21 protein-coding genes are annotated in these 26,169 nt (G+C 74.8%); 7 read left to right on the top strand and 14 right to left on the bottom strand.

The features are described 5' to 3' along the window. Positions 1-697: RNA polymerase sigma factor ShbA (gene shbA, locus ABD160_RS31820; protein WP_344029989.1), on the bottom strand; the 697-nt coding region annotated here is incomplete at its 3' end. Between the two features lie 375 nt (positions 698-1,072). Between shbA and ABD160_RS31815 the strand changes: the two genes are divergently transcribed. Next, positions 1,073-2,134 (top strand): S1 family peptidase, encoded by a 1,062-nt coding sequence (locus tag ABD160_RS31815; RefSeq protein ID WP_344029987.1) that lies wholly within the window; start codon positions 1,073-1,075, stop codon positions 2,132-2,134. A 2-nt stretch (positions 2,135-2,136) separates the two neighbouring features. Here the strand turns inward: ABD160_RS31815 and ABD160_RS31810 are convergent, their stop codons facing one another. Both ABD160_RS31810 and ABD160_RS31805 read right to left on the bottom strand, forming a co-directional pair. Further along, positions 2,137-3,516, bottom strand: coding sequence for a replication-associated recombination protein A (locus tag ABD160_RS31810; protein ID WP_344029984.1), 1,380 nt, complete (start codon positions 3,514-3,516; stop codon positions 2,137-2,139). Positions 3,517-3,552: 36 nt separating this feature from the next. Next, positions 3,553-4,872 carry a mediator complex subunit 15 domain-containing protein gene (locus tag ABD160_RS31805; RefSeq protein WP_344029981.1) on the bottom strand — a complete coding sequence of 440 codons (1,320 nt, stop codon included), beginning with the start codon at positions 4,870-4,872 and terminating at the stop codon, positions 3,553-3,555. A gap of 172 nt (positions 4,873-5,044) precedes the next feature. On the opposite strand from ABD160_RS31805, the gene ABD160_RS31800 reads away from it, so the two are divergent. From ABD160_RS31800 to ABD160_RS31790, 3 genes are all read left to right on the top strand, one after another. Beyond that, positions 5,045-5,257 (top strand): hypothetical protein, encoded by a 213-nt coding sequence (locus tag ABD160_RS31800; protein ID WP_344029979.1) that lies wholly within the window; start codon positions 5,045-5,047, stop codon positions 5,255-5,257. Between the two features lie 81 nt (positions 5,258-5,338). Then, positions 5,339-5,860, top strand: coding sequence for an Lrp/AsnC family transcriptional regulator (locus tag ABD160_RS31795; RefSeq protein WP_344029977.1), 522 nt, complete (start codon positions 5,339-5,341; stop codon positions 5,858-5,860). Beyond that, positions 5,857-7,011 carry an aminotransferase class I/II-fold pyridoxal phosphate-dependent enzyme gene (locus ABD160_RS31790; RefSeq protein WP_344029975.1) on the top strand — a complete coding sequence of 385 codons (1,155 nt, stop codon included), beginning with the start codon at positions 5,857-5,859 and terminating at the stop codon, positions 7,009-7,011. Before ABD160_RS31795 ends, ABD160_RS31790 begins: the two co-directional genes overlap by 4 nt. 55 nt (positions 7,012-7,066) lie before the next feature. Here the strand turns inward: ABD160_RS31790 and ABD160_RS31785 are convergent, their stop codons facing one another. Then, positions 7,067-7,288: a DUF397 domain-containing protein gene (locus tag ABD160_RS31785; protein WP_344029973.1), complete on the bottom strand. Its 222-nt coding sequence runs from the start codon at positions 7,286-7,288 to the stop codon at positions 7,067-7,069. A 98-nt stretch (positions 7,289-7,386) separates the two neighbouring features. Between ABD160_RS31785 and ABD160_RS31780 the strand changes: the two genes are divergently transcribed. Next, positions 7,387-8,301, top strand: coding sequence for an SAM-dependent methyltransferase (locus ABD160_RS31780; protein WP_344029971.1), 915 nt, complete (start codon positions 7,387-7,389; stop codon positions 8,299-8,301). Between the two features lie 52 nt (positions 8,302-8,353). Here the strand turns inward: ABD160_RS31780 and ABD160_RS31775 are convergent, their stop codons facing one another. The 4 genes from ABD160_RS31775 to ABD160_RS31760 all read right to left on the bottom strand — a co-directional run bounded on the left by ABD160_RS31775 (position 8,354) and on the right by ABD160_RS31760 (position 15,225). Further along, positions 8,354-9,187 (bottom strand): helix-turn-helix domain-containing protein, encoded by an 834-nt coding sequence (locus ABD160_RS31775; protein WP_344029969.1) that lies wholly within the window; start codon positions 9,185-9,187, stop codon positions 8,354-8,356. Positions 9,188-9,447: 260 nt separating this feature from the next. Continuing rightward, positions 9,448-10,647 carry a hypothetical protein gene (locus ABD160_RS31770; RefSeq protein ID WP_344029967.1) on the bottom strand — a complete coding sequence of 400 codons (1,200 nt, stop codon included), beginning with the start codon at positions 10,645-10,647 and terminating at the stop codon, positions 9,448-9,450. Between the two features lie 520 nt (positions 10,648-11,167). After that, positions 11,168-13,012, bottom strand: coding sequence for an aspartate--tRNA ligase (gene aspS / locus ABD160_RS31765; RefSeq protein ID WP_344029964.1), 1,845 nt, complete (start codon positions 13,010-13,012; stop codon positions 11,168-11,170). Between the two features lie 89 nt (positions 13,013-13,101). After that, positions 13,102-15,225, bottom strand: coding sequence for an intein-containing Rv2578c family radical SAM protein (locus ABD160_RS31760; protein ID WP_344029961.1), 2,124 nt, complete (start codon positions 15,223-15,225; stop codon positions 13,102-13,104). A gap of 104 nt (positions 15,226-15,329) precedes the next feature. On the opposite strand from ABD160_RS31760, the gene ABD160_RS31755 reads away from it, so the two are divergent. Next, entirely contained in the window at positions 15,330-17,300 is a 1,971-nt protein-coding gene (locus ABD160_RS31755) for a YibE/F family protein (protein ID WP_344029958.1), read from the top strand. A gap of 82 nt (positions 17,301-17,382) precedes the next feature. On the opposite strand, the gene ABD160_RS31750 is transcribed toward ABD160_RS31755, so the two are convergent. Together ABD160_RS31750 and hisS are read right to left on the bottom strand one after the other, a co-directional pair. Beyond that, the gene (locus ABD160_RS31750; RefSeq protein ID WP_344029956.1) at positions 17,383-17,937 is read right to left on the bottom strand and encodes a class I SAM-dependent methyltransferase; all 555 of its coding nucleotides are present in this window, start codon (positions 17,935-17,937) and stop codon (positions 17,383-17,385) included. A gap of 8 nt (positions 17,938-17,945) precedes the next feature. Then, positions 17,946-19,259, bottom strand: a complete 1,314-nt coding sequence (gene hisS, locus ABD160_RS31745; RefSeq protein ID WP_344029953.1) for a histidine--tRNA ligase — start codon at positions 19,257-19,259, stop codon at positions 17,946-17,948. Between the two features lie 128 nt (positions 19,260-19,387). Here hisS and ABD160_RS31740 point away from each other — a divergent pair, with 128 nt between their 5' ends. Next, entirely contained in the window at positions 19,388-20,239 is an 852-nt protein-coding gene (locus ABD160_RS31740; protein ID WP_344029950.1) for a peptidylprolyl isomerase, read from the top strand. A gap of 38 nt (positions 20,240-20,277) precedes the next feature. On the opposite strand, the gene ABD160_RS31735 is transcribed toward ABD160_RS31740, so the two are convergent. The 4 genes from ABD160_RS31735 to secD form a co-directional block, all read right to left on the bottom strand. Further along, positions 20,278-22,620 (bottom strand): RelA/SpoT family protein, encoded by a 2,343-nt coding sequence (locus tag ABD160_RS31735; protein ID WP_344029946.1) that lies wholly within the window; start codon positions 22,618-22,620, stop codon positions 20,278-20,280. Between the two features lie 83 nt (positions 22,621-22,703). Continuing rightward, the gene (locus tag ABD160_RS31730) at positions 22,704-23,273 is read right to left on the bottom strand and encodes an adenine phosphoribosyltransferase (RefSeq protein ID WP_344029943.1); all 570 of its coding nucleotides are present in this window, start codon (positions 23,271-23,273) and stop codon (positions 22,704-22,706) included. Next, positions 23,270-24,394, bottom strand: coding sequence for a protein translocase subunit SecF (gene secF, locus ABD160_RS31725; protein ID WP_344029940.1), 1,125 nt, complete (start codon positions 24,392-24,394; stop codon positions 23,270-23,272). The genes ABD160_RS31730 and secF overlap by 4 nt, the downstream gene beginning before the upstream one ends. Continuing rightward, the gene (secD, locus tag ABD160_RS31720) at positions 24,391-26,094 is read right to left on the bottom strand and encodes a protein translocase subunit SecD (RefSeq protein WP_344029937.1); all 1,704 of its coding nucleotides are present in this window, start codon (positions 26,092-26,094) and stop codon (positions 24,391-24,393) included. The genes secF and secD overlap by 4 nt, the downstream gene beginning before the upstream one ends. Between the last annotated feature and the right edge of the window lie 75 nt (positions 26,095-26,169).

The raw sequence follows: 26,169 nt of genomic DNA, 5'->3' as shown, positions 1-26,169 counted from the left end.
GGTGCGCGGCGGCCGGGACCGGCGACCCGTCCCGGCGGGCCGCCCGCTCCTCCAGCTCGCGGCGCAGCCGCTGCAGCGCCCGGTGCTGGGCGACCCGGACCGCGCCCGGGGTCGATCCCAGCGCGTCCGCGGTCTCCTCGGCGGTCAGGCCGACCGCGATCCGCAGGGTGAGGATCTCGACCTGGCGCCGGCCCAGGATGCCCAGCAGGTCGGTGAGCCGGTCGTTGCGCTCGGCGTCGAGCACCACCTGCTCCGGGTCCTCCTCACGGCCGATCCGCTCGGGCAGCTCCTCGACCGCGTCGCAGCGGTTGCGCGCCATCGCCCGGAACGCGTCGGCGATCTTGTGCCGGGCGATGCCGAACACGAACGCGCGGAACGACATCCCGGACAGCCGGTAGTCCGGCAGCACGGCGAGCACCGCCATGCAGACGTCCTGGGCGACGTCGTCGGCCGAGCCGAGGGTCGTCTCCCGCCGGCCCAGCCGGGCCCGGCAGAACCGCTCGACCTGGGGCTGGACCCGGGACAGCAGCAGCGCGACCGCCTGCTGGTCGCCGGCGACCGCCGCCTGCAGGAGCTCCGGCGGGAGCAGGTCGGGTGCAGCGGTCCGGGCCTCCGGCGGGCCGGCCGGTGGGTCACCGCCGTCCACGGCCGGGCCGCCGGTAACGGCCGGTTCGGTCACCGCGAGTCCGTCATGCATCGTGCCAGCGCTCCTCCGATGCGGCCCCGCCGCATCCCGTCCCTGCGACCCCGGCGGTTCCGCCCGGTCCCGGAGGGTCGGTCGGCACGCTCGGTGTCCTCCTGCCGGGTCCCGGCGGCCCCGCAGGTCCGCTCGGCCGCACCCCGGCCTGCGATCAACCCTGGCGACACACCCGATCGGGGTCAATCAACATGCTCAATTTGCGGTATGTGGAGACGCGGGGTAGTAACTTTCGGCCCTCCGAGGCAACCTCTGCGCCGATCGGGCGTCCACTCTCTGTCACTCCTTCCGGGGTCGCCGCTGTGCGTGACCCGGACGGCCGCGGGCTCGTTGAGCCGGGTGCCACCCCCGCCCGCTCCCCGGAGGACCTCCCCCGTGCCGTTGCGCCGCCCGCACCGCCTGTCGCTCGCCGCCCTCGCCGGCGCCGCCGTGATCGCACTCGGCGTCGCCGTGCCGGCGGCGGCGGCACCGGTGCCGCCGGTGGGCCCGTCGGTGCTCACCGAGACCGCCGCCGCGGAGCTGGTGCCCGCCGTGACCGCGGCCGCCGGTGACGCCCTCGCCGGGACCTGGTTCGACGACGGCCGGCTGATGGTGGGCGTCTGGGACCCGGCGCCGGCGGCGGTGCTGGGCGCGCTCGGCGCGACGCCGGTCCTGCGGGAGGGGCCGCGGCGCGACCCGTCGGCGGCGCTGCGGGCGCTCGGCGGCCGGACCGCGGCCGGCCTGCCGGACGGGCTGGCGTCCTACGGGATCGACCCGCGGACCGAGCAGCTGGTGCTCGACGTCGTCGAGGGGCCGGACGCCGGCCGGCTCGCCGGCGAGCTGACCGCGGGCCTGGATCCGGCCGTGGTGCGGGTGGAGCGGGTACCGGCGGTGCCGCGGCGGCAGGCCGCGGTGTCCGGCGGCGACACGATCAGCGACGGGAGCAGGCGCTGCACGGCCGGTTTCGCCGCGTCCGACAGCGCGGGTGACTGGGTGATCACGGCCGGGCACTGCCTGCGCGGGTCCGCCACCTGGTACGCCGCCGACCAGAGCACCATCGGCTCCGGTGGGCGCACCGCGGGCGACGGCGTCGACGTCGGTGCGATCCCGGTCGAGCAGGGCAGCGCCTCGCCGACGGTGGCCGGGACCCGGGTCCGCGGCACCTCGGTCGCGCCGGTCGGGTCGTCGGTCTGCCTGCACGGCTCCACCAGCGGCCGGTCCTGCGGGACCGTCCAGCGCACCGACGTGACGGTGAACTTCGAGGGCGAGCAGCAGTCCGGCCTCACCGCGGTCGGGGCGTGCGCCCGGGAGGGCGACTCCGGCGCCCCCTACATCACCTCGGGCGGCCAGGCCCAGGGTGTGCACACCGGCGCGGGCGGCTCGGGAAACTGCACCAGCTACTTCACCCCGGTCCGGACCGCGACCAGCGCGCTGAACCTGACACTGACGACCGGCTGAGCTCAGTCCCCGGTGCCGCGGACGACCCGGCGCAGCTTCGGGAGCCGCTCGGCGAGCGTCCGCTCGAAGCCACGGCCGGACGGCGTGTAGTAGTCGGTGCCGACCACGTCGTCCGGCGGGTACTGCTGGCGCAGGACGCCGTCCGGGTCGCTGTGCGGGTAGCGGTAGCCGACCGCGTTCCCGAGCTTCTGCGCGCCCGCGTAGTGCCCGTCGCGCAGGTGCGCCGGCACCCCGCCGACCTTCCCGGAGCGGACGTCGGCCATCGCCGCGTCGATCGCCGTGATCACCGCGTTGGACTTGGGTGCGGTCGCCAGGTGCACGGTGACCTGGGCCAGCGCGAGCCGCGCCTCCGGCATCCCGACGAGCTGGACGACCTGCGCGGCGGCCGTCGCGGCGGGCAGCGCGGTCGGGTCGGCGAGGCCGATGTCCTCGGACGCGTGCACCATCAGCCGGCGCGCGATGAACCGGGCGTCCTCCCCCGCGACGATCATGCGGGCCAGGTAGTGCAGTGCCGCGTCCGGATCGGAGCCGCGGATGGACTTGATGAACGCGCTGATCACGTCGTAGTGCTGGTCGCCGGCCCGGTCGTAGCGGACGGCGACCTCGGTGACCGCCCGCTCGACGGCGGCGAGATCGACCACCGAGCCGCCCGCACCGAGCACCCCGTCGGCGGCCGCCTCCAGTGCGGTGAGCGCCCGGCGGCCGTCACCGGCGGAGAGCCGGACGAGCGCGTCCTCCCCCTCGGCGGCCAGCTCCACCGCGCCGTTCAGCCCGCGCTCGGAGGTGACGGCGCGGCGCAGCAGCCGGCGGACGTCGTCCTCGCCGAGGGACTGCAGCTGCAGCACCAGCGAGCGCGACAGCAGCGGTGACACCACCGAGAACGACGGGTTCTCGGTGGTCGCCGCCACCAGCAGGACCAGCCGGTCCTCGACGGCGCCGAGCAGCGCGTCCTGCTGGGTGCGGGAGAACCGGTGCACCTCGTCGATGAACAGCACCGTGGTGGTGCCGCTGCGGTCGCGCCTGCGCCGCGCGTCCTCGATGACCGCCCGCAGCTCCTTCACCCCCGCGGAGAGCGCGGAGAGCGCGACGAAGTGCCGGGCGGGCGCGGTGCCGCCGGGACCGCCGGCCGCCCCGGCCATCAGCCGGGCCAGGGTGGTCTTGCCGGTGCCGGGCGGGCCGTAGAGCAGCACGGACGCCGCCGCGCCGCCGTCGAGCAGGCGGCGCAGCGGCGCACCGGGCTTCAGCAGGTCGGCCTGGCCCACGACCTCGTCCAGGGTCCGCGGGCGCATCCGGGCCGCCAGCGGGGCGTCGGGACGGGGGCCGTCCTCGGCGCCGTCCGATCCCGGGCCGGGGTCGATGTCGAACAGGCCGTCGGTACTCATCGCCGTCCAGCCTGCCAGGGCCGGGCCCGCGGAGCGTCAGGCGCGGTCCATCTCGTCGGCCAGTACCGGGGTGTGCACCGGGTTGTGCTCGTGGAACCGGTTCTCCGCGTAGGTGACGACGGCGGCCGCACCGGACACCAGGCCGAGCGGGATGATCAGCACGTAGTAGAGCAGCTGGGCCAGCACGACACTGATGAACGCGAACGGCACGGTGATCAGGCCGATCAGCACACCTGCGACCGATATCGTGATCACCAGCAGCACCGCCCGGCCGAGCACCGGGAAGAACCGCGGGTTGACCAGCGCGAACGTCCGGCCGATGCCGGCCCGCTCGACCGCCAGCACCCCGGCCAGCGCACCGAAGAACACGGTGCCCAGGTAGATCCCGGGGAGCACCAGGGCGATCACGCCGACCACGACGAGCACACCCGCGAGGAAGTACCAGCCGACCGCCGCGAGGCCGCGCTGCTTCACGAACGCCCACACCTGCTGCGGCTCGTACGGGCGCCCGGCGGCGTCCCGGATGACGACGAACACCGTCGCCAGCATCCCGAAGGCGCCCAGCACGACCGTCACCACCGAGGTGATCAGGTTCGCCAGCCCCAGCGAGACGACGCTCCCGACCGCGGGCAGCGCGCCGTCCGGCTCCACCCGCAGGCCGGTGAGCATCAGCACCGCCTCCAGCAGTGCGATCGGCACCCAGACCGCGGCCTGCACGACGAGCATCGGCTTCCAGCTGCGCTGCAGCACGCCGATGATCTTGGCGAACCAGTCGTTGAGCGAGAACGGCACCAGCGGGTCCGGGGAGGTGCCCGCGGGCGTGCCGGCCGGACCGACCGGCTGGCCGGGGTAGCCGCCGTACTGCTGGCCGGCCGGATAGGGCTGCTGGTAGGCGCCCTGGGTGTGCCTGCCGTACTGGTCCTGGCCCCCGTACTGCTGGGCGCCGTACTGCTGGCTCCCGTACTGCTGGGCGCCGTACTGCTGGCTCCCGTACTGCTGGGCGCCGTACTGCTGGTCCCCGTACTGCGGTGCGCCGGGCTGCGGTGCCCCGTACTGCTGGCCCCCGTACTGCTGCTGCCCGCCGTACTGCTGCTGGCCCCCGTACTGCTGCTGGCCGCCGTACTGCCCGCCGCCGTACTGCTGGCCCCCGGCCTGCTGGTCCCCGTACGGCTGTCCGGCGGTGGGCTGCTCGCCGTACCCGTGCGGCTGCCCGCCCTGTGGCGCCTGCCCGGGCGGCGTGCCGTACTGCTGCTGACCGTGGGGCGCCTGGTGTCCGGACGCCGCGGCGCCCGCGTCGTCCGGCGTCCCCGCGGCCCCCTGCTGCGGGTCGCCGCCCGATGACGGCTCGTTGCTCATGCGCGCGGACAGTAGCCCTGCTACCGGTGGTCGCACACCGGGTTCACCGGGTCGCACCCGTTTCGTGACCTGGGACGATGATCGCCGCGGACCCCGGATCGTCGCCGGAACGCAACTCCGGCGACGCGCACCGTCACCCTCCGGCAACACGCCCGCGGCACCCTCATGGGGCATGGACACGATCCTCAGATGCCCGCTCTGCACCCGGCCGCGTACGGCCGCCGACATCCACGGCCTCGAGTGGAGCAGCCACCACGGCCCCGGCGGGGTGGTGTTCGTGTGTGGCCCGTGCACCCGGGCCCGGCTCGTCGATCTCGAGTGCGGCCTGCTCGACCCGGCCCGGGCGAGCGCACCGGCACCCGATCGGGTGGCCCGCGCGGCCTGAGCCGATCCGCCGGAGTCGGGTCCGTCACCCACGGCGTGGTGGCCGGCTCGGAACGCCCGGGGCCGACGTAGGGTCGGGCGCGTGCGCGAGATCCTCGAGTTGCTCGAACGGGACGCCTCCCTGAACCACGACACCGTCGCGACCATGCTCGGTCTGCCGGTCGACGAGGTCGACGCGCGGATCACCGAGTGGGAGCGGACCGGGGTGATCCGGCGGCACCGGGCGGTCGTGGACTGGGCCCGGTACGAGGACGGCACGACCGACGGCACGCTCGCCGGTGCCGGCCGGGCCGGTGCCCGGGTGACCGCCTTCATCGACGTCGCGGTGGAGCCCGCCCGCGGGGTCGGCTTCGACGACGTCGCCGCCCGGATCTCGCGGTTCGACGAGGTCCGCGACTGCTACCTGGTCTCCGGCGGGCACGACCTGCGCTGCACGGTCGTCGGGCCGGACATCCGGGCGATCAGCGACTTCGTGTCGCAGAAGCTGTCGACGATCGACCGGGTCCGCTCCACCGCGACGCACTTCGTGCTGGCGACGCACAAGCGCGACGGCGACTCGTTCGCCGAGCCGGAGGCCGACCACCGGCTGCCGGTGACGCCGTGAAACCGCTGAACAGCACGATCACCGCCATCCCGCCGTCCGGGATCCGGCGGTTCTTCGACATCGCCGCCGAGATGGACGACGTCATCTCGCTCGGTGTCGGGGAACCCGACTTCGTCACGCCGTGGCGGATCCGGGAGGCCGGGATCTACGCCCTGGAGCGCGGCTACACCACCTACACCGGCAACGCCGGCCTCCCCCGGCTGCGCGAGCTGATCTGCGCCGACCTGGCGTCCCGGTACGACGCGCACTACGACCCGGCGACCGAGTGCCTGGTCACCACCGGCGTGTCCGAGGGGCTGGACCTGGCCCTGCGGGTGATGCTGGACCCGGGCGAGGAGGTGATCGTCCCCGAACCCTGCTACGTCGCCTACCAGCCGTGCGTGTCGTTCGCCGGCGGGACGCCGGTCGGCGTGCCGACCCGGGCCGAGGACGGGTTCGCGATCGACGTCGCCGCCGTCGAGGCCGCGGTCACCCCGCGGACCAAGGCGATCCTGATCGGCTCGCCGGCCAACCCGACCGGTGCGGTGCAGCCGCCGGAGGTGCTGCGCGCACTCGTCGCGCTCGCCGAGCGGCACGACCTCTATCTCCTGTCGGACGAGATCTACGACCGGCTCACCTACGAGGGCGTGCACAGCTGCCTCGGTGCGGTGCCCGGCGCCCGGGACCGGACCGTGGTGCTCGGCGGGTTCTCCAAGGCCCAGGCGATGACCGGCTGGCGGGTCGGCTGGCTCGCCGCGCCCCGGCCGATCGCCGAGCTGTGCCTGCGGGTGCACCAGTACACGATGCTGTGCGCGCCGCACGTGTCCCAGATGGCCGCGGTCGAGGCGCTGAGCAACGCCGAGCGGGACGTCGCGGAGATGGTCGCCGACTACGACCGCCGCCGGCGGGTGTTCGTGAAGGGCCTGCGCGAGGCCGGCCTGGACTGCCCGGAGCCGGCCGGGGCGTTCTACGCGTTCCCGAGCATCCGGTCCTCCGGGCTCGACGCGGAGACGTTCGCGGAGCGGCTGCTGCGCGAGGAGTCGGTCGCGGTGGTGCCGGGCACGGTGTTCGGCCCGTCCGGCGCGGGGCACGTCCGGTGCTCCTACGCGACGGCGCTGCCGCAGCTGGAACAGGCCGTCGAGCGGATCGGGAACTTCCTGCGCCGGCTGTGAACGACGGCGGGTGCCGGTCGGTGACCGGCACCCGCCTGCTCGTCGTGCGCCGGGATCAGGGTGCGATCAGGTCGTCGAACTCGCCGTCGTGCACGCCCTGCAGGAACGCGGTGATCTCGGCCCGGGTGTAGGTCACGTACGCGCCGTCCGGCCGGGTCGAGTTGCGCACCGCGGCACCGCCACCCGGAAGTGGGGCGACCTCCACGCAGGCCCCGTTCGGGTTGCTGCGCATGCTCTTCCGCCACTGAAGGCCGTCCGGCAGATCGATCTCGCTCATCGGTATCCCTCCCGACGTTCTGGACTGATGCAATTGCAACCGTAGCAGTCGTCGGCTCCCCCGTTCGCCGTTTACGACACGTCCGGGTGGCGGCTCGAATGCACGGCGCAACCGCTACCATCGGCACGACCGGACACCGTCGTGCACGATCGGGGGCCGGGCCCGTCGGAACGGTCGAGCAAGGGAGCGTCGCAGGAATGGATCGAGCGCGATCGGTCACGCCGTCCGAGGTCGACGTCAGCACACCGAGCGTGGCTCGGATGTACGACTTCTATCTCGGGGGCAAGGACAACTACGAGGTGGACCGGCAGGCCTGCGCCGCGCTCTCCGCGGCCGCCCCGGGCACCGCGGCGCTCGCGATCAACAACCGGCGCTTCCTCATCCGGGCCGTCCGGTACCTGGCGGAGGAGCACGGGATCCGCCAGTTCCTCGATCACGGCTCGGGCCTGCCCACCCAGGACAACGTGCACCAGGTCGCGCAGGCGGTCGATCCGGCCTCGCGCACCGTCTACATCGACAACGACCCGATCGTGCTCGCCCACGGCCGCGCCCTGCTGGAGCAGGACGACGCGTCCACCGTCATCCAGGCCGACGTCCGGGACTTCGCCACCATCTACAGCGACCCCGAGGTCACCCGGCTGCTGGACTTCTCCCGGCCGACCGCGGCGCTGTTCCTGTCCTTCCTGCACTGCATCCCGGACGGCGACGACCCGGCCGGCCTGGTCGCCGGCGTGCTGGACCGGCTGCCGAAGGGCAGCGCCGTCGTGATCTCGCACCTGGCGAGCACCGACGCGGAGGTGCGGCGCAACCTCACCGACATGATGCTCACCAACACCGGGGGCAACTGGGGCCGGGTGCGCACGCCGGACGAGGTCGAGGCGCTGTTCGGCGGGCTGTCGGTGATGGAGCCGGGCATCGTCGAGGTGTCCACCTGGCACCCGGACGACGTGGCACCGGAGGTGCAGGCCACCAAGGAGTGGATCGAGTACGGCGGGGTGGCGTTCAAGAACTGACCGCGGGCCGCTCCGGTCACCCGGGCCGACGGGTGACCGGAGCGGCGTCCGGTCAGAACATGCCGCGCAGCGACGAGATCATCGCCTGCGAGCGGCGCGGGGTGAGCGCGGCCGCGGCGAGCCGGTCGATGAGCACCAGGTAGGTCTCGACGTCGGTGCGCTTGTCCAGGTAGAGCGCGCTGGTCAGCTGCTCCAGGTAGACGATGTCGGGCAGGTCGGCGTCGGCGAACCGCAGCAGGATGAACGGCCCGCCGGTGGCGGCCGCACCGCTCTGGTTGAACGGGAGCACCTGCAGCGTCACGTTCGGCAGCTCGGACACCTTCAGCAGGTGCTCCAGCTGGTCGCGCATGGCCTGGTCGCTGCCCATCGGGCGGCGCAGCGCCGCCTCGTCGATCACCGCCCAGAACTCGGGGGCCGACGAGCCCTCCAGGATCTGCTGGCGCTCCATCCGCAGGGTGACCCGGCGCTCGACCTCCGCGGGCGGCGCGGGGCGGCCCAGCTCGATCACGGCGCGGGCGTAGCCCTCGGTCTGCAGCAGGCCCGGCACGAACTGCGGCTCGTAGGTGCGCATCGTGGCGGCGGCCTGCTCGAGCCCCACGTAGGTGGTGAACCAGTCGGGCATGGTGTCGCTGAACGGCTGCCACCAGCCCGGCTCGCTGGCCCGCTGTGCGAGGACCAGCAGCTCCGAGCGCTCGGTCTCACCGATGTTGCCGTAGAGCGTCAGCAGGTCGGCGACGTCGCGCTGCTTGAACCCGACCCGGCCGGACTCCATCCGGCTGATCTTCGCCTCGGAGCCGCGGATGAGATCGGCGGCGACCGCCCGGCTGACGCCGGCGGCCTCCCGGAAACGCTTCAGGTGCGTTCCGACGAGGATGCGCAACGCCACCGGCCCGGCCGCGGTCTCGGCTGCTGCCGAACCGCTCGGACGAGACTCGCCGGAACCCATCAACCACCCCGGAACGTGGACGGACGCGTACGGAGAGTGTGGCATGCCGCGCCCGCGACACCGCCCAGGCTCCCCCGGGTGACGATCATCTCACGATCGTCGCAGCCGAGGGAGTCTGCACGTACCCGTGTCGCGCGGACGCCCGTGCCGCCCCGGGGCCGGGTTCGCCACGGACACCGACCGGCCGAGACCGGCGGGGGTCAGCGGTCGGCGGTGCGGAACGCCGGGAAGACGGGCAGCTCGGAAGGCGCGTCCGGGAAGCGGGCGTCGAGCGCGGTGACGACGGCGGCGGCCAGCTCGGCCGTCGCGGCCCGGTCGGTGGCCGCGGCGGCGGCGGCGAGCCCCTGCCAGTAGTGCCGCAGCGCGGTGCTGATCCGCGGCGACCGCCCGGCGTCGCGCCCGATCGGGCGGTCCCGGTGCAGCACCCGCGGCAGCAGCAGCCAGCTCGACCACCACACCCAGAGCAGGTGCGCGTCGGTCAGCCTGGACTCCAGCAGCTCGGTGTCGTCGAGCTCCGGCCAGACCGGCGCGACCTCGGCCCGCCACGCGTCGAGCATCTGCTCGCGTACCGGTGACGGCAGGGCGTAGCTGGCCGCGCAGCCGGGGAACGGGACCCGCACGTAGGCGGCGTCCAGCACGACGTCCCGGAAGCATCCCCACTCGAAGTCGACGAACCGGACGCCGCGGCTGGTGACGAGATTGTTGTCGGGACAGGTGTCGGACGGGCTGAACGCCCGGAACCCGGTCCCCCCGAGCAGCCGGACCCCGCCCCGGGCCTCCAGCACCGCCATCTCCGGGACCTCCACGCCGACGGCGTCGGCGAGCAGCCCGGGCAGCCCGGCGAGTGCGGCGCGGGCCTGGTCGGCGATCGGGTCCCTGCGGACCTTCTCCCCCAGCCGTCGCAGCAGCGCCCCGAAGTCACCCTCCCGGCCCGCGGTGGCCGCCTGCATCCGGCCGAGCCCCCTGGCCCAGCCGAGCAGGCAGATCCGGGCCGCCTCACGATCCGGGCCGAACAGCTTGTCCGCGAGCGTCATGCTGCGGCCCAGGTCCTCGAGCACCAGCAGCCGCTGCTCCGGGTCGTGGGCGATGATCACCGGGCTGGGCCGGACGTCGCTGGGCAGCGCGGTGAACAGCTGGCAGGACGCGACCTCGTAGCGGTACGGGTCGGACGTGATCGGGTCGTCGTCCGGACCCGGCGGCGCGTACTGCTTGATCACGACGCTGCGCCGGTCGGAGAACGGGTTCTGCGCCATCCTCGCCCGGGCGACGACCGAGCGGCCGCTGCCGCCGAGGTCCTCCGGCTCGGAGAGCTCCACCTCCGAGCCCGCCCGCCGGGAGAGCAGCCGCGCGGCACCGGCCATCGCCGCGACCGCGCCGGGAGTCGCCTGCGGATCGGTCATCGCCTGCGGACCCTACCCCTCGTGTCGGACGTGCCCCTCCGGACGGAGCAGCTCGGAACCCGGACGCCTTCACCCTGCCGGTGTCCCGCCGGGGCCGGTAGTGCCGCCGCGGGACGTGCCCCGGCGCCCGTCGTGCTCGGTGGTGACGGGCCCGTGGTGGGCCGGTGCCGGTCGGCCGGTGCTGGTCGGCCGGTGCTGCCGGGCCCGTGCTGCCGGGCCCGTGCTGCCGGGCCCGTGCTGCCGGGCCCGTGCTGGTGCACCGCCGCCGAGCGGGACGAGCCGCCGGACGTCCGCGCGCGGCGAGTGGTGTGGTGCTGCGCGGCCGGCCGTGCCGGGCTCCTGGACGGATGGCGGCCCGCCGGCGTGGGGCCGGCGGGCTCCCCGGTGCCGGTCGGAGCCTCGACGGCAGTGCCCGATCGGACCACGGCGCGCCGGCCGGCCGGGCCCCTGCGCGCCGGCAGACCGGACCCCGCCGCGGTGGCCGGCCGGTCGGGCCGGCCACCGGTCGTGCCGGGGGCGCTCAGGCGGCCGGGCCGGGCTTCTCCGGCGCACCGCCGCCGGTCTCCGCGGGCCGCCCGGGGGCCGAACCGCCGGGCGCCGGGCCGGCCGGGCGCGCGTCCACCCCGGCCTCCTTGCGCTGGCCCGCGGTGATCGGGGCGGGCGCCTGGGTGAGCGGGTCGAACCCGCCGCCGGTCTTCGGGAACGCGATGACCTCGCGGATCGAGTCGCTGCCGGCCAGCAGCGCGGTGATCCGGTCCCAGCCGAACGCGATCCCGCCGTGCGGCGGCGGCCCGTAGGTGAACGCGTCGAGCAGGAAGCCGAACTTCTCCTTGGCCTCGGCCTCGGACAGCCCCATGATCTCGAAGACCCGCTTCTGGACGTCCGCGTCGTGGATACGGATCGAGCCGCCGCCGATCTCGTTGCCGTTGCAGACGATGTCGTAGGCGTAGGCCAGCGCGCTGCCCGGGTCCTGCTCGAAGGTGTCGATCCACTCCGGGGTGGGCGAGGTGAACGCGTGGTGCAGCGCCGTCCAGGCCCCGCCGCCGACGGCGACGTCGTCGCTGTCGGCGGTCGACTCGAACAGCGGCGCGTCGACGATCCAGACGAACGACCAGGCGGAGGAGTCGATCGCGCCGATCCGGCGGGCGATCTCGCCGCGGGCGGCGCCGAGCAGCGCGCGGGCCTCGTTCGGCTTGCCTGCGGCGAAGAAGATGCAGTCGCCCGGCTGGGCGCCGGTGGCCTCGGCCAGCCCGGCCCGCTCGGTCTCGGAGAGGTTCTTGACGACCGGGCCGCGCTCGTCGACCGTGCCGTCCTCACCGATCAGGACGTAGGCGAGGCCGCGGGCGCCGCGCTGCTTGGCCCACTCCTGCCAGCCGTCGAGCACCTTGCGGGCCTGCGACGCCCCGCCCGGCATCACGACGGCGCCCACGTAGGGGTTCTGGAAGACCCGGAACCCGGTGCCGGCGAAGTACCCGGTCAGCTCGGTCAGCTCGATGCCGAACCGCAGGTCCGGCTTGTCCGAGCCGTACCGGGACATCGCCTCGGCGTAGCTCATCCGCGGGATCGGGGTCGTGATCTCGTGGCCGACCAGCTTCCAGAGCGCGACCAGGACGCGCTCGGCGAGCGCGATCACGTCGTCCTGCTCGACGAAGCTCATCTCGATGTCGAGCTGGGTGAACTCGGGCTGCCGGTCGGCGCGGAAGTCCTCGTCCCGGTAGCAGCGCGCGATCTGGTAGTAGCGCTCCAGGCCGCCGACCATCAGCAGCTGCTTGAACAGCTGCGGGCTCTGCGGCAGCGCGTACCAGGACCCGGGGCGCAGCCGGGCGGGCACCAGGAAGTCGCGGGCGCCCTCCGGGGTGGAGCGGGTCAGCGTCGGCGTCTCGACCTCGATGAAGTCCTCGGCGGCCAGCACGTCGCGGGCCGCCTTGTTGACGTCGCTGCGCAGCTTCATCGCCGCGGCCGGGCCGGGGCGGCGCAGGTCGAGGTAGCGGTGCGTCAGCCGGATCTCCTCGCCGACGCCGCTGTGCTCGTCGATCGGGAACGGCAGCGGCGCCGACTCGGACAGCACGGTCAGCTCGGTGACGGTGACCTCGATGTCGCCGGTCGGCAGCTCCGGGTTCTCGTTGCCGGCCGGGCGCGCGACGACGGTGCCGACGACCTGCACGCAGAACTCGGAGCGCAGCCGGTGCGCGCGCTCGGCCATCTCGCCCTCGCGGAACACGACCTGGGCGGATCCGGACCGGTCACGCAGGTCGATGAAGATCACGCCGCCGTGATCCCGGCGGCGGGCCACCCATCCGGCGAGGGTCACGGTCTGGCCGGCGTTCTCGGCACGCAGGGTGCCGACGGGGTGGGTTCGCATCACGGCGGACAAGGCTATCCGCACGCCCCACCGGGCCCGCCACCAGGTTTGCGGTCCGGTGGGCCCGGCGCCGGTGCGAACCCCGCCCGGCGTCACATCAGGCTCAGCTGGCCGGCCCGCGGATCGGGCGGCGCCGGCGGCCCGGACTCCTGCCGTGTCCAGCCCGGGTCCCGCGGGTTCGGCTCCGGCCGGTCCAGCCCGTGCCGGGCCAGCAGCGGCGCCACCCGCCGGGCCAGCGCCTCCCGGTAGTCGCGCCCCGCGTACGCGCCGCGCCGGTAGAGCCGCTCGTAGCGCGGCAGCAGCGCCGGGTACTCCCGGCCCAGCCACCCGAGGAACCACTCGCGGGTCCCCGGCCGCAGGTGCAGCGCGAGCACCGTCGCGCCGCTCGCCCCGGCGGCCGCGATGTCGGCGAGCAGCGCGTCGAGTGCCTCGGCGGAGTCGGTCAGCCACGGCAGCACCGGCGCGACCATCACCCCGCAGGGCAGACCGGCGTCGGTGATCCGCCGGACCAGGTCGAGGCGTGCCCGCGGGCTCGGTGTGCCGGGTTCGAGCCGGGACTGCAGCTCGCGGTCGAGCAGCGCGACCGACACCCCCACCCCGACCCGGACGTCGGTGTTCGCGGCGGCCAGGTCCGGCAGGTCGCGGGTCAGCACGGTGCCCTTGGTGAGGACGGAGAACGGCGTCCCGGACCGGGCGAGCGCGCCGATCACCCCCGGCATCAGCCGGTAGCGGCCCTCGGCCCGCTGGTACGGGTCGGTGTTGGTGCCCATCGCGACGTGCTCGCGCCGCCAGCCCGGGCGGGCGAGCTCCCGTTCCAGGACCCGGGCGACGTTGACCTTGACCACGATCTGCGAGTCGAAGTCCGTGCCCGCATCCAGGTCCAGGTAGGTGTGCGTGTTCCGGGCGAAGCAGTTGTGGCTGACCACGCCTGCGGCGACGAAGTCGCCGGTGCCGGTCGTGATGTCGAACATCGGCACGATGTCGCCGGTGTCCTGCACGTCGACCACCCGGGGCGCGCCGTCCCGCGGTTCCTCGACGAGCGCCCCCGCCACGTCCCGGACCCGGGCGAGGGCCGGATCGGCCACCGCGACGAGACGCAGCTGCTCCGCGGCCCCGCCGAGCACCCGCAGCGACCGGCCGCCCGGCCGGCCGGACGGCTCGGAGGCGACCCGGAACCCGAGCCTGCGCAACGCGTCCACGGTCGCCCGGGTCAGCTGCTCGTCGCCCGGGGTGATCCGCAGGACACCCGCGGACACCTCGCCGCTCGCGTCGAGCACTCCCCCGAGGAAGCCGGCGGACCAGCCCGGCCCCGGCCGCTCCGGCCACACCGTCGGCGAGGGGGCGGCGCGGTGCGGCGCCGGGGCGGCGGAGGCGTGCCGCGCCGCTGCCGCCTGCCGCGCACCCGCCGGACCGGCGCCCGCCGGGACGCGGCCCGCACCGGCCGCGCCGGGACGGTTCGCCGCGCCCGGGCCGGTGGCATCCGGGCCGCCCGGGCCGCCCGAGGTGAGCAGGTGGTGCGCACGGGCCAGCGCCTCCAGCTCGACCCAGTCGGACGGGAACGGCTCCGCGGACCGCCTGCTGCGGACCGCGTCGGCCCGGACCAGCCCGCACAGGTACCCCTCGGCCCAGCCGGCCGGGTGGCCCTCCGCGGGCATCGCCGCCGCACCGGGCCCGACCAGCGCCGATCCGGCGGTCAGGTGCGGCCGGTCCGCCGACGAGCGGCAGCGCCCCGGCCGGACGTGCGCCCAGCCCTCCCGGGTCAGGAACCGGTGCTCGGCCGACGTCACGAGGACCGTCCCGTCGTCCAGGGACACCCGCTGTGCGCGGCGCCGGGTCGACCAGTGGGCCAGCACCGGGGTGCGCACGAACCGGCGCCTGCCGTGCCCGTCGGTCACGGTGCCGATCACCTCGTCGCCGGGGCGGAGATCGGCGATCGGCCGGGACCGACCACCGGCGGTCAGCACCGGGGTGTCCCCCCGCAGGCAGTACGTGCAGGCGTGGGCGCATCCCCGGTACGGGTTCACCGTCCACCCGAAGGGCACCGGCGACGACGGCCCCACCCGGTTCAGCGCCGAACGCGCCTCCACCTCGTGGAAGACCGCGCCGGCGAACTCGGGGGTCCGCACCGAGCGCAGCAACCCGGCCATGCCCGGCAGCACCGCATCCGCCCCGACCCCGTCGGTTCCCACCTGCTGTCCGCTCCACCGCACGGGCATCAGTCGAACACAAGTTCGAACGCGGGGCAACCGGTCGTCGCCCGGCGGTGCCCTCCGGGCGAGCACCGCTCCGGCGCCGGGTGATCACTTGCGAGGATGCCGGGGTGCACCCCGACGATCCCGACCGGTCCGCCGGTGACGTGCGTCCGGACCGGGAACCCGGCGGGCGTCGGCGGGCGGACGGGACGGGCAGGCACCAGCGGCCGGAGTCGCCGCCGCGGTCCGCCGGCGCACCGGACGAGCCGGCCCCGGCCGGGGGCCGTCCGGCCGGCCGGCCGGCCGTACCGCGCTCCGGCGGCACCGGTGGGGGTACCGGCGCCCGGCCGTACGACGCGGACGGACCGCAGCGCGGCGCCCGCCGTGGCGCACCGGGCCCGTACGAGCGCGATCCGGCGCCGGGCGGGCCCGGTGCCGAGCGGCCCCGTGCCGAGCGGCCCGGTGCCGGGGCGGCCCCGGCCGGGGCCCGGCCGGGGCCGCCCGGACCCGGTGCCACGGGGGGCCGTCCGCCGGGCACCGCGCCGCAGCCCCGCCGCAGCGGCCCGGCCGGGCACGGGCGCGGGGACCGCGACGCGGGGGCCCGGCGGCGGGCCGGCCGGGGCGACACCGGCGGGACGTACGGCCACGGCGCTCACGACGAGGAGACGCCCACCCACCGCCGCAGCCGGGCGGAGACCGGCGAGCACCCGGCCGCGGCGCCGGAGGCCACCGGGGCACGGGTCCGCGACACCGCGCACGGTCCCCCGGCGGACCGGGCCCGCGGCGCCGGCCTGCCGGACGGCGGCGGGCGTCGCGTCCGCGGGTCGGCACCGGCACCGGAGGACGCCGGTCCCGACGACGACGCCGGGATCGCCGGGACCGGCCCGGTCACCGCGGGAGCCGCCGCTGCCGCCGGACGCCGGTCGGCCCCTCCGACCGGCCACGGCCACGGCCACGGGCACGGCCACGGCAGCCCCACCCCGGCCGGACGGCGGGTGCGGAACCTGCTGGTCGCCCTGCTGATCCCGTGCGCGCTCGCCACGCTGGCCGGCGTCGCACTGCTGTGGCCCGGAGACGTCCCGACGCCGGAGTTCCCGCCGACCGAGCAGGTGCGCGGGGACGTCACGGCGGTCGCCGTCGCGGACTGCTCCCCCGGCTCCGGGGACGGCGCCTGCACCGGCGTCACGATCGCGATGACCGACGGCCCCCGGGCCGGACGCGACCTGGTGCAGCTGGTGCCGAACGAGCCGTCCAGCCCGCGGTTCGCGGTCGGCGACCCGGTGACCCTCGCCTGGTCCGGCGGCGATCCCGACTCCGCCGGGTCGTACCAGCTCAACGACTTCCAGCGGACGCCCGCGCTGATCTGGCTGGCGGCCGCGTTCGCGCTGGCCGTCGTGCTGCTCGGGCGGCTGCGCGGGTTCGCCGCACTGATCAGCCTGGGGCTGACGTTCGTCATCCTGCTGTGGTTCGTACTGCCCGCGATCCTGTCCGGCGGTTCACCGCTCGCGGTGGCGGTGACCGGGGCGTGCCTGATCATGTTCGTGGTGCTGTACCTGACCCACGGGTTCAGCGCCCGGACGTCGTGTGCGGTGCTCGGCACGCTGGTGTCGCTGGCGCTGATCGGGGTGATCGGCTACGGCTTCACCGCCGCCGCGCGGCTGACCGGGCTGGACGACACCACGGCCAACCTGATCGGCACCCTCGGCGGGATCCCGATCGACCCGCGCGGCCTGGTGCTCGCCGGGCTGGTGATCGGCGCGCTCGGTGCGCTCGACGACGTGACGGTCACCCAGGCGTCGGCCGTCTGGGAGCTCGGCGCGGCGAACCCGGAGCTGGGTGCCCGGGAGCTGTTCTCCGCCGGGATGCGGATCGGGCGGGACCACGTCGCGTCGGCGGTGAACACCCTGGTGCTCGCCTACGCCGGTGCGGCGCTGCCGCTGATGCTGCTGTTCTCGGTCGCCGCCGGGGGCGTGTCGGACGTGCTGACCAGCCAGGACGTCGCCACCGAGATCGTCAGGACGCTGGCCGGGAGCATCGGTCTGGTCGCCGCGGTCCCGGTCACCACCGGCCTGGCCGCCCTCGTCGCCGCGCATCGCTGACCGCAGGCCCCGGTCCTCGCACCCCTGGGCCGCCGGCGCACCGGGCCCGCGGCTGCGACCGCCGCCCGGACCGCTCAGCGCATCACGGCCGGCGGGCCAGCAGGTGCGCCTCGCCGTCGGCCTCGTGGTGGGCGAGCACCTCGAACCCGCCGAACGCGGCGAGCAGCTCCCCGGGGGCCGCGCGGAACCGGCCGCCGGAGTCGCCGACCTCGGACAGCACGGTGATCGCGAGCAGCCCGCCGGGGGCCACCGCGGCGGCCAGCGCCGGGTACAGGGCGGGCACCCGGAACCGCTGGCAGACCACGACGTCGTAGACGCCGTCGTCGGTGGGGAAACCGTCGTCCAGGTCGGCCTCGACCCAGCGGATCCGGCCGGGCGGGGCGAGGGCGGTGGCCAGCTCGGCGCCCGCGGCGAGCCCGGCCGGGGACACGTCGACCGCGACCACGTCGAGCCCGCGCCCGGCCAGCCACACCGCGACCGCACCGCGGCCGCAGGCCAGATCGAGCGCCCGGCCGGTCTCCGGGACGAGCTCGAGCCGGCCGCGCAGCGCGTCCGGGGGCAGCGCGGCACCGGCACCGGCACCCGCACCGACGGCGCGGTGCCTGCGGTCCCAGTCCTCCCGGTCCGACGCGGCCATCGCGGCGCTCAGCCGACCTCGGCGGCGACCGCGGTCACCACGGCGTCGACCACCCCGTCCAGCGGGACGTCCTGCTGGTCACCGGAGACCAGGTCCTTCAACCCGATCGTGCCGTTCTCCAGGTCGCGGCCGCCGAGCACCAGCGCGAACCGGGCGCCGGAGCGGTCGGCGGACTTCATCGCGCCCTTCAGCCCGCGGTTGCCGTAGGACAGGTCGACCCGCACCCCCTGGGCGCGCAGCCGGGCCGCGATCACGACCAGCCGGCGGCGGGCGTCCTCGCCGAGCGGCACGCCGAACACCTCGGCCCGGGCGCCCGACCACGGCTGCACGCCCTCGACGGTGCAGGCCAGCAGCGTGCGGTCGACGCCGATGCCGAACCCGACGCCGGACAGGTCCGGACCGCCGAGGGTGCCCATCAGGCCGTCGTAGCGGCCGCCGCCGCCGATCCCGGACTGGGCGCCGAGGCCGTCGTGCACGAACTCGAACGTGGTCTTGGTGTAGTAGTCCAGGCCGCGGACCATCCGCGGGTTCGGGGTGTAGGCGACGCCGAGGTCGTCGAGGTGCGCCAGCACGGCGGCGTGGTGCTCGGCGGCCTCGGCGGACAGGTGGTCCATCAGCAGCGGCGCGTCGGCCATCGCGGCCCGGACCTCGGGGCGCTTGTCGTCGAGCACCCGCAGCGGGTTGATCGCGGCCCGCTCGCGGGTCGGCTCGTCCAGGTCCAGCCCGGCGAGGAACTCCTGCAGCAGCTCGCGGTACCGCGGCCGGCAGGCGGCGTCGCCGAGCGAGGTGAGCTCCAGCCGGTAGCCGGTGAGGCCGAGCGCCCGGAAGCCCTCGTCGGCGATCGCGATGACCTCGGCGTCGAGCGCGGGATCGTCGACGCCGATCGCCTCGACGCCGACCTGCTGCAGCTGCCGGTAGCGGCCGGCCTGCGGGCGCTCGTACCGGAAGAACGGCCCGGCGTAGCGCAGCTTGACCGGCAGGCCCTGCTTGTCCAGGTTGTGCTCGATCACCGACCGGACGACGCCCGCGGTGCCCTCCGGCCGCAGCGTCACCGAGCGGCCGCCGCGGTCGGCGAAGGTGTACATCTCCTTGGAGACGACGTCGGTGGACTCCCCCACCCCGCGTGCGAACAGCCCGGTGTCCTCGAAGACCGGCAGCTCGATGTGGCCGTACCCGGCGCGCGCGGCGGCCCCGGCCAGGGTGTCCCGGACATGGGTGAACCCGGCCGAGTCCGGCGGCAGGTACTCCGGGATGCCCTTCGGCGCGGCGAACGGTTCGGGCTTGCGCGCCCGGCCCTCCGCCTGCTGCTCGGTGGCGGTCACTGCAGGTCCACGTCCTCTCGTGCCGGTGCGCAAGGCTCCCCCAGCCTAGAACCGGTGTCTCCCCGATTCGCCCCCAGGTGCCCCCGATACCCTCCGGTGACCGGTGATCGACTAGGGAGCAGCAGAGCGTGGCGACGAACGAGCAGCGCCGGGAGGCGGCCAAGCGGAAGCTGGCCGCCCAGCAGGCGCACCGGGTGGAACGGGCCCAGAAGCAGAAGCGGAACACGACGATCGCCGTCGTGGCGACGGTGCTGGTGGTCGCGGTGGCCGCCGGCGGCGTCTACGCCCTGACCGCGGCCTGGGGCGGCGGCGACACCGAGCCCGCCGACCCGGCCGCGCAGGCCCAGCAGGACACCGGACCGGACACCTCCGGGCTCCCGGTCGTCCCGCTGCCGACCCGCCCGACCGCGCTCCCCGCGTCGGTGAACTGCGCCTACCCGGCCGAGGCGCCCGCGTCGAAGCCGGTGGACCCGCCCGCCGACGGCGAGGTGTCCGCCGAGGGCACCGTGCCGGCGTCGTTCAGCACCAGCGCCGGCACGATCGATCTCACCCTGGACCGCGCGCTGGCGCCGTGCACGGTGCACAGCTTCGAGAGCCTGATCCAGCAGGGCTACTACAACGGGACGTCCTGCCACCGGCTGACCACCAGCCCCGGCCTGCAGGTGCTGCAGTGCGGCGACCCGACCGGCCAGGGCGCCGGCGGGCCCGGCTACACCATCCCGGACGAGGTGTTCGACGGCCTCACCTACGGCCGCGGCCTGCTGGCGATGGCGAAGACGGCGGCCCCCAACAGCGGCGGCAGCCAGTTCTTCATGATCTACGGCGACGCGCAGCTGCCGCCCGAGTACACCGTGTTCGGCTCGATCGGCGAGGAGGGCCTGCGGACCCTGGACGCGGTCGCCCGGGCCGGCGAGTCCACCGGCGGCGGTGACGGCACCCCGAACACCCCGGTCGACATCGAGAGCGCGACCGTCGGCTGAGCCGGCCCCGGGGGCGGGGAGTCCCGCCCCCGGGCCGCTCAGGCCGCCGAGGTGACCCGGTAGACGTCGTAGACGCCCTCGATGTTGCGCACCGCCTGCAGCAGGTGCCCGAGGTGCTTGGGGTCGCCCATCTCGAACGAGAACCGGGACACCGCGACCCGGTCCCGGGAGGTCGTCGTCGAGGCGGACAGGATGTTGACCTTCTCGTCGGCCAGCACCTTCGTCACGTCGGACAGCAGCCGGTGCCGGTCGAGCGCCTCCACCTGGATGGCCACCAGGAACACCGACTCCGGCGACACCGACCACGCGACCTCCACCAGCCGCTCCTCGCGGGCGGTGAGATCACCGGCGTTGGTGCAGTCGGTGCGGTGCACGCTGATCCCGCCGCCGCGGGTGACGAAGCCGAGGATCTCGTCGCCGGGCACCGGGGTGCAGCAGCGGGCCAGCTTGACGTAGAGGTCGCCCATCGCGTTGCCGTCGCCGTCCTGCACGACGACGCCGGCGTTCCCGGACGGCCTGCGGTGCCGGACGGTGGACGGCGTCGCCCGCTCGGCGAGCTCCTCCTCGGCCTCCTCCTCGCCGCCGAACCAGGCGACCAGCCGCTGCACGACGTGCTGGGCGCTGGTCTGGTTCTCGCCGACCGCGGCGTAGAGCGCGGACACGTCGGAGTAGTGCAGTTCGCGGGCGATCGCGGACATCGCGTCGCCGGAGATGAGCCGCTGCAGCGGCATCCCGGTGCGGCGCGCCTCCCGGCTGATCGCCTCCTTGCCCTCCTCGACGGCCTCCTCGCGGCGCTCCTTCGCGAACCACTGCTTGATCTTCGCCTTGGCCCGCGGCGACTTCGCGATGGCCAGCCAGTCCCGGCTGGGCCCGGCGTCCTCGGCCTTGGAGGTGAAGATCTCGACGACGTCGCCGGAGGACAGCTGCCGCTCCAGCGCGACCAGCTTGCCGTTCACCCGGGAGCCGATGCAGCGGTGCCCGACCTCGGTGTGCACGGCGTAGGCCAGGTCGATCGGGGTGGAGCCGGTGGGCAGGGTGACGACGTCGCCCTTGGGGGTGAAGACGAAGATCTCCCGGGCGGCGAGGTCGAACCGCAGCGAGTCGAGGAACTCGCCGGGATCGGCGGCCTCGCGCTGCCAGTCGAGCAGCTGGCGCATCCACGCCATCTCCTCGACCTCGACCTCCTTGCCCTGACCGCCCTTGACCTCCTTGTAGCGCCAGTGCGCGGCGATGCCGTACTCGGCGGTGCGGTGCATCGCGTGCGTGCGGATCTGCACCTCGAGCGGCTTGCCGTCCGGGCCGATCACGGTGGTGTGCAGCGACTGGTAGACGCCGAACCGGGGCTGGGCGATGTAGTCCTTGAACCGGCCGGGCATCGGCTGCCACAGGGCGTGCACCATGCCGATCGCGGCGTAGCAGTCGCGCACCTCGTCGACCAGCACCCGGACGCCGACCAGGTCGTGGATGTCGTCGAAGTCCCGGCCCTTGACGATCATCTTGCGGTAGATCGAGTAGTAGTGCTTGGGCCGGCCCTCGACCTTCGCCGGGATCCGCGCCGAGTCCAGCTGGGAGGCGACCTCGTCGATCACCTGGCGCAGGTAGGTGTCCCGGGACGGCGCCCGGTCGGCGACCAGCCGGACGATCTCCTGGTACTTCTTCGGCTGCAGGATCGCGAAGGACAGGTCCTCCAGCTCCAGCTTCACCGTCGCCATGCCGAGCCGGTGGGCGAGCGGGGCGAACACCTCGAGGGTCTCGTTCGCCTTCTTGACCTGCTTCTCCGGACGCAGGAAGCGCATCGTGCGCATGTTGTGCAGCCGGTCGGACAGCTTGATGACGAGCACCCGCGGGTCGCGCGCCATCGCGACGACCATCTTGCGGATCGTCTCGGCCTCCGCGGCCGTGCCGAACTCGACCTTGTCCAGCTTGGTGACGCCGTCGACCAGGTGCGCGACCTCGTCGCCGAACTCGGCGCGCAGCCGTTCGAGGGAGTAGTCGGTGTCCTCGACGGTGTCGTGCAGCAGCGCCGCGACCAGCGTCGTGGTGTCCATGCCGAGCTCGGCGAGGATCGTCGCGACGGCCAGCGGGTGCGTGATGTACGGGTCGCCGGACTTGCGGGTCTGCCCCTCGTGCTTGGACTCGGCGACGTCGTAGGCGCGCTGCAGCAGGACCAGATCGGCCTTGGGGTGCAGCGACCGGTGCACCGCGGCGAGCGGTTCCAGCACCGGCGTCACGATCGCGACCCGCTGCGGCGTCATCCGGCGCGCGATCCGGGCCCGCACGCGCCGGGTCGCGGACGGGCGGGGCGGTTCGTCGTCGGGCGTGAGCGGGCGTGTGGCGGGATGTGCGTCCGCCGTGGTGCTCGTCCGGTCGACCTCGGTCACCGCACCTCCTGCTCGTGCCCGGTAGCGGGTGGTCCGTCCCCGAGGATAGTCCGCGGACCGTCCCCCGGCGGAACCGCGCCGGATCAGGCGCTCAGCAGCGCATCCACCCGCAGGTCGCCGAGCCGTCCCCGGCCGTTCAGCGCGGTCAGCTCGAGCAGCGTGCCGAACCCGACGATCTCGGCGCCGACGTCGGTGAGCAGTGCGCAGGCCGCGGCCGCGGTGCCGCCGGTGGCCAGCACGTCGTCGACGACGTAGACCCGGGTCCCGGGCTCGACGACGTCCGCCGGGAGCTCCAGGGTGGCGCTGCCGTACTCCAGCTCGTAGCTGCGCGACGCGGCCACCGCGGGCAGCTTGCCCGCCTTGCGGACCGGGACCGTCCCGACGCCGGCGACGAGCGCGACGGCGGCACCGAGCAGGAACCCGCGGGCCTCGACGCCCACCACCAGCTCGGCCTCGCCGGTGTGCGCGGCCAGCTCGGTGGCGACCGTCGCGAACGCGCCGCCGTGCGCGAGCACCGGCGTGATGTCGCGGAACAGCACCCCGGGCTCGGGGTGGTCGGGCACCGAGCGGATCAGGTCGGCGATCCGCAGCAGGTCCTCCGCGGAGTCGCCGTCGACGCCGGGGCCGGGCCGGATGTCGTCGACGGCGGTCACCGGCGGGCCCGCCCGGTCTTGCCGGTGGGCCGGGACGCCGTGCTGGGGCGGGAGCTGCTCACGACCGCGAGGGTATCCGCCGCGGCCGCGCCGTCCTCCGGGGTGGTGCGCGCCCGGCGCGCGGCGACCCGCAGTGCCTGGTCGCGGAACCGCTTGTCGCGCAGCTTTATGTCCACCAGCAGCGGGGTCGCCAGCAGCAGCGACGAGATCACGCCGGTGATCATCCCGACGAGCTGGACCAGCGCGAGATCGGCGAGTGTGCCGACGCCGAGCAGCCCGACGCCGATCACCAGCAGGCCGAGCACCGGCAGGATCGCGATCAGCGAGGTGTTCAGCGAGCGCATCAGGGTCTGGTTCAGCGCGAGGTTCGCCGCCTCGGCGTAGGTCCGGCGGGTCCGCTTCAGCAGGCCGCGCGCGTTCTCCCGGACCTTGTCGAAGACGACGACGGTGTCGTAGAGCGAGAACCCGAGGATGGTGAGCAGGCCGATCACCGTCGCCGGGGTCACCTCCAGGCCGATGATCGAGTACACCCCGGCGGTGACGACGATGTCGTTGACCAGCGCGACCAGCGCGGCCGCCGCCATCGCGCGTTCGAAGTAGACCGCCAGGAAGATCGTCACCAGCACGATGAACACGGCCAGTGCGATCAGGGCCTGGCTGGTCACCTCGCCGCCCCAGGTGCCGGACACCTGGGAGTCGCTGATCGCCGCGGCGCTCGGCACCCCGTCCGGGCCGAGCGGCTGCAGCTGGGTGAACAGCGCGTCCCGCAGCGGGATCAGCTGCTCCGGGGTCAGCGGCTCGGACTGCACCACGATCGACGCCGCGGCGCCGCTGCCGACCGCCTGGGTGACCTCGGGCGGGCTGCCGATCACGCCCTGGTAGACCTGCTCGACCTGCTGGGTGCTGATCACGCCGCCGGCGCCGGTGGCCGGCAGCTGGAGCTGCGAGCCGCCGGTGAAGTCGATGCCCAGGTTGAACCCGCGGAACACCAGCGACAGCAGGCAGATCCCGACGAGCACGGCGAACCCGATGTACCAGGTGCGGCGGCGGCCGACGATGTCGACGTCGGCGGTGCCGGTGGTGAGCCGGGTCCAGCCCGACAGCCGCTCGGGCGCGGTCATGCCCGTCCTCCCTGCGCTGCGACGCGGCGGCCCGCCGCGGGGGCGGTGCGGCGGTGGCGCGCACCGATCCGGTCGACGGCGGCCAGCCCGGACAACCCGGGCCGGCCCAGCGTCCGGGACCGGGATATCAGCACGACCAGCGGGAACGTCACCAGGAACACCACGACCAGGTCGAGCACGGTGGACATGCCGAGGGTGAAGGCGAACCCGCGGACCTCGCCGACGGCCAGGATGTAGAGCACCGCGGCGGCCAGGAAGCTGACCGCGTCGGCGGTGAGGATCGTCCGCCGGGCCCGTTCCCAGGAGCGCGGGACGGCGGAGCGGAACGTGCGGCCCTCGCGCATCTCGTCCTTGAGCCGTTCGAAGAAGATCACGAACGAGTCGGCGGTGATGCCGATCGCGATGATGAACCCGGCGACGCCCGCCAGGTCCAGGGTGAACCCGATCCAGCGGCCGAGCAGGATCAGCACCGCGTAGACGACCAGCCCGGACAGCACCAGCGACAGCATCGTGAGCAGCCCGAGCAGCCGGTAGTAGGCCAGGCAGTAGACGAGCACCAGTGCCAGCCCGACGGCGCCGGCGATCAGCCCGGCCTCCAGCGAGGCCAGGCCGAGGGTGGCGGACACGGTCTGCGCGGTGCCGGAGTCGAAGGCCAGCGGCAGCGAGCCGTAGCGCAGCACCTGGGCGAGCTCCTGGGCCCGCTCCTGGTTGAACTGGCCGGAGATCTCGGTCGCGCCGCCGAGGATCGGGACGGTGATCTCCGGGGCGGACACCACGTCGCCGTCGAGCACGAACGCGACCCGCTTGCCGATGTTCTGCGTCGTGTACTCGCCCCACGCCTGCGCGCCCTGCGACTTGAAGGTGAGGCTGACGACGTAGCCTGCGCCCTGCGGGTTCGGCTGGGCCTGCGCGGACGCGATCTGGGTGCCCTCGATGAAGGTGGGCCCCAGGACGTACTTGACCGAGCCGTCCTCGCTGCAGGTGACCAGCGGCCGGGCCGGGTCGTCGTAGCCCTGCAGCGGATCGGTGCCGGTGCAGTCCAGTGCGAGCAGCGCCTGCGCCTGGACCGCCGGATCGTCGCTCTGCCGGGTCTGCCTGGCCTGCGACACCTCCGCGGCGATCCGCGGGTCGTCCGGCGCCGGGGGTTCCGGGGCGGGCGGCGGGTCCTGCAGCGGGCCGGCGTACGCCACCGGTGCGACGGCGGCGGACCGCTCCGGCGGACCGCCCATGCCCTGCGGGACGGTCGCGTCCCCGGCGGCGGGCGGGGTGCCGGCCGGCGGCGGGGTCGCGGCCGACGGCGGGGCGGCCGGGGCGGCCGGGACCTCCTGGACCACCTCGCGGAACCGCAGCTGCGCGGTCTGGCCGAGCGAGCGGGCCTGCTCGCCCTCGTCACCGGGGACGGTGATGACGATGTTGCTGCCGTCGAGCTGGACCTCGGCGCCGCTGACCCCGAGGCCGTTGACCCGCTGCTCGATGATCTCCTGCGCCTGCACCAGCTGGTCACGCGGCGGCGGCAGGCCGTCCGTCGTGCGCGCGGTGAGCGAGACGCGGGTGCCACCCTGCAGGTCGATGCCCAGCTTCGGCGTGAGGTTCCCGCCCCCGGTGAACAGCACCAGGGTGTAGAGGATCACGACGATGCCGAGGAAGGCCGTCAGGTAGCGCCAGGGGCGGACATACTGCTGCCCCGACGACGGTGCCACGTTGGTGTTCTCCTGCTCCGACTCGTGCGACGGCCACGGCCGGCCTCACGGTCGGTCGCCCGGACCCGACCGGCC

Origin of the sequence: Pseudonocardia kongjuensis (genome assembly GCF_039526905.1) — a bacterium.
GTDB classification, from domain to species: domain Bacteria; phylum Actinomycetota; class Actinomycetes; order Mycobacteriales; family Pseudonocardiaceae; genus Pseudonocardia; species Pseudonocardia kongjuensis.
This window is presented reverse-complemented; position numbering and strand designations above follow the sequence as displayed.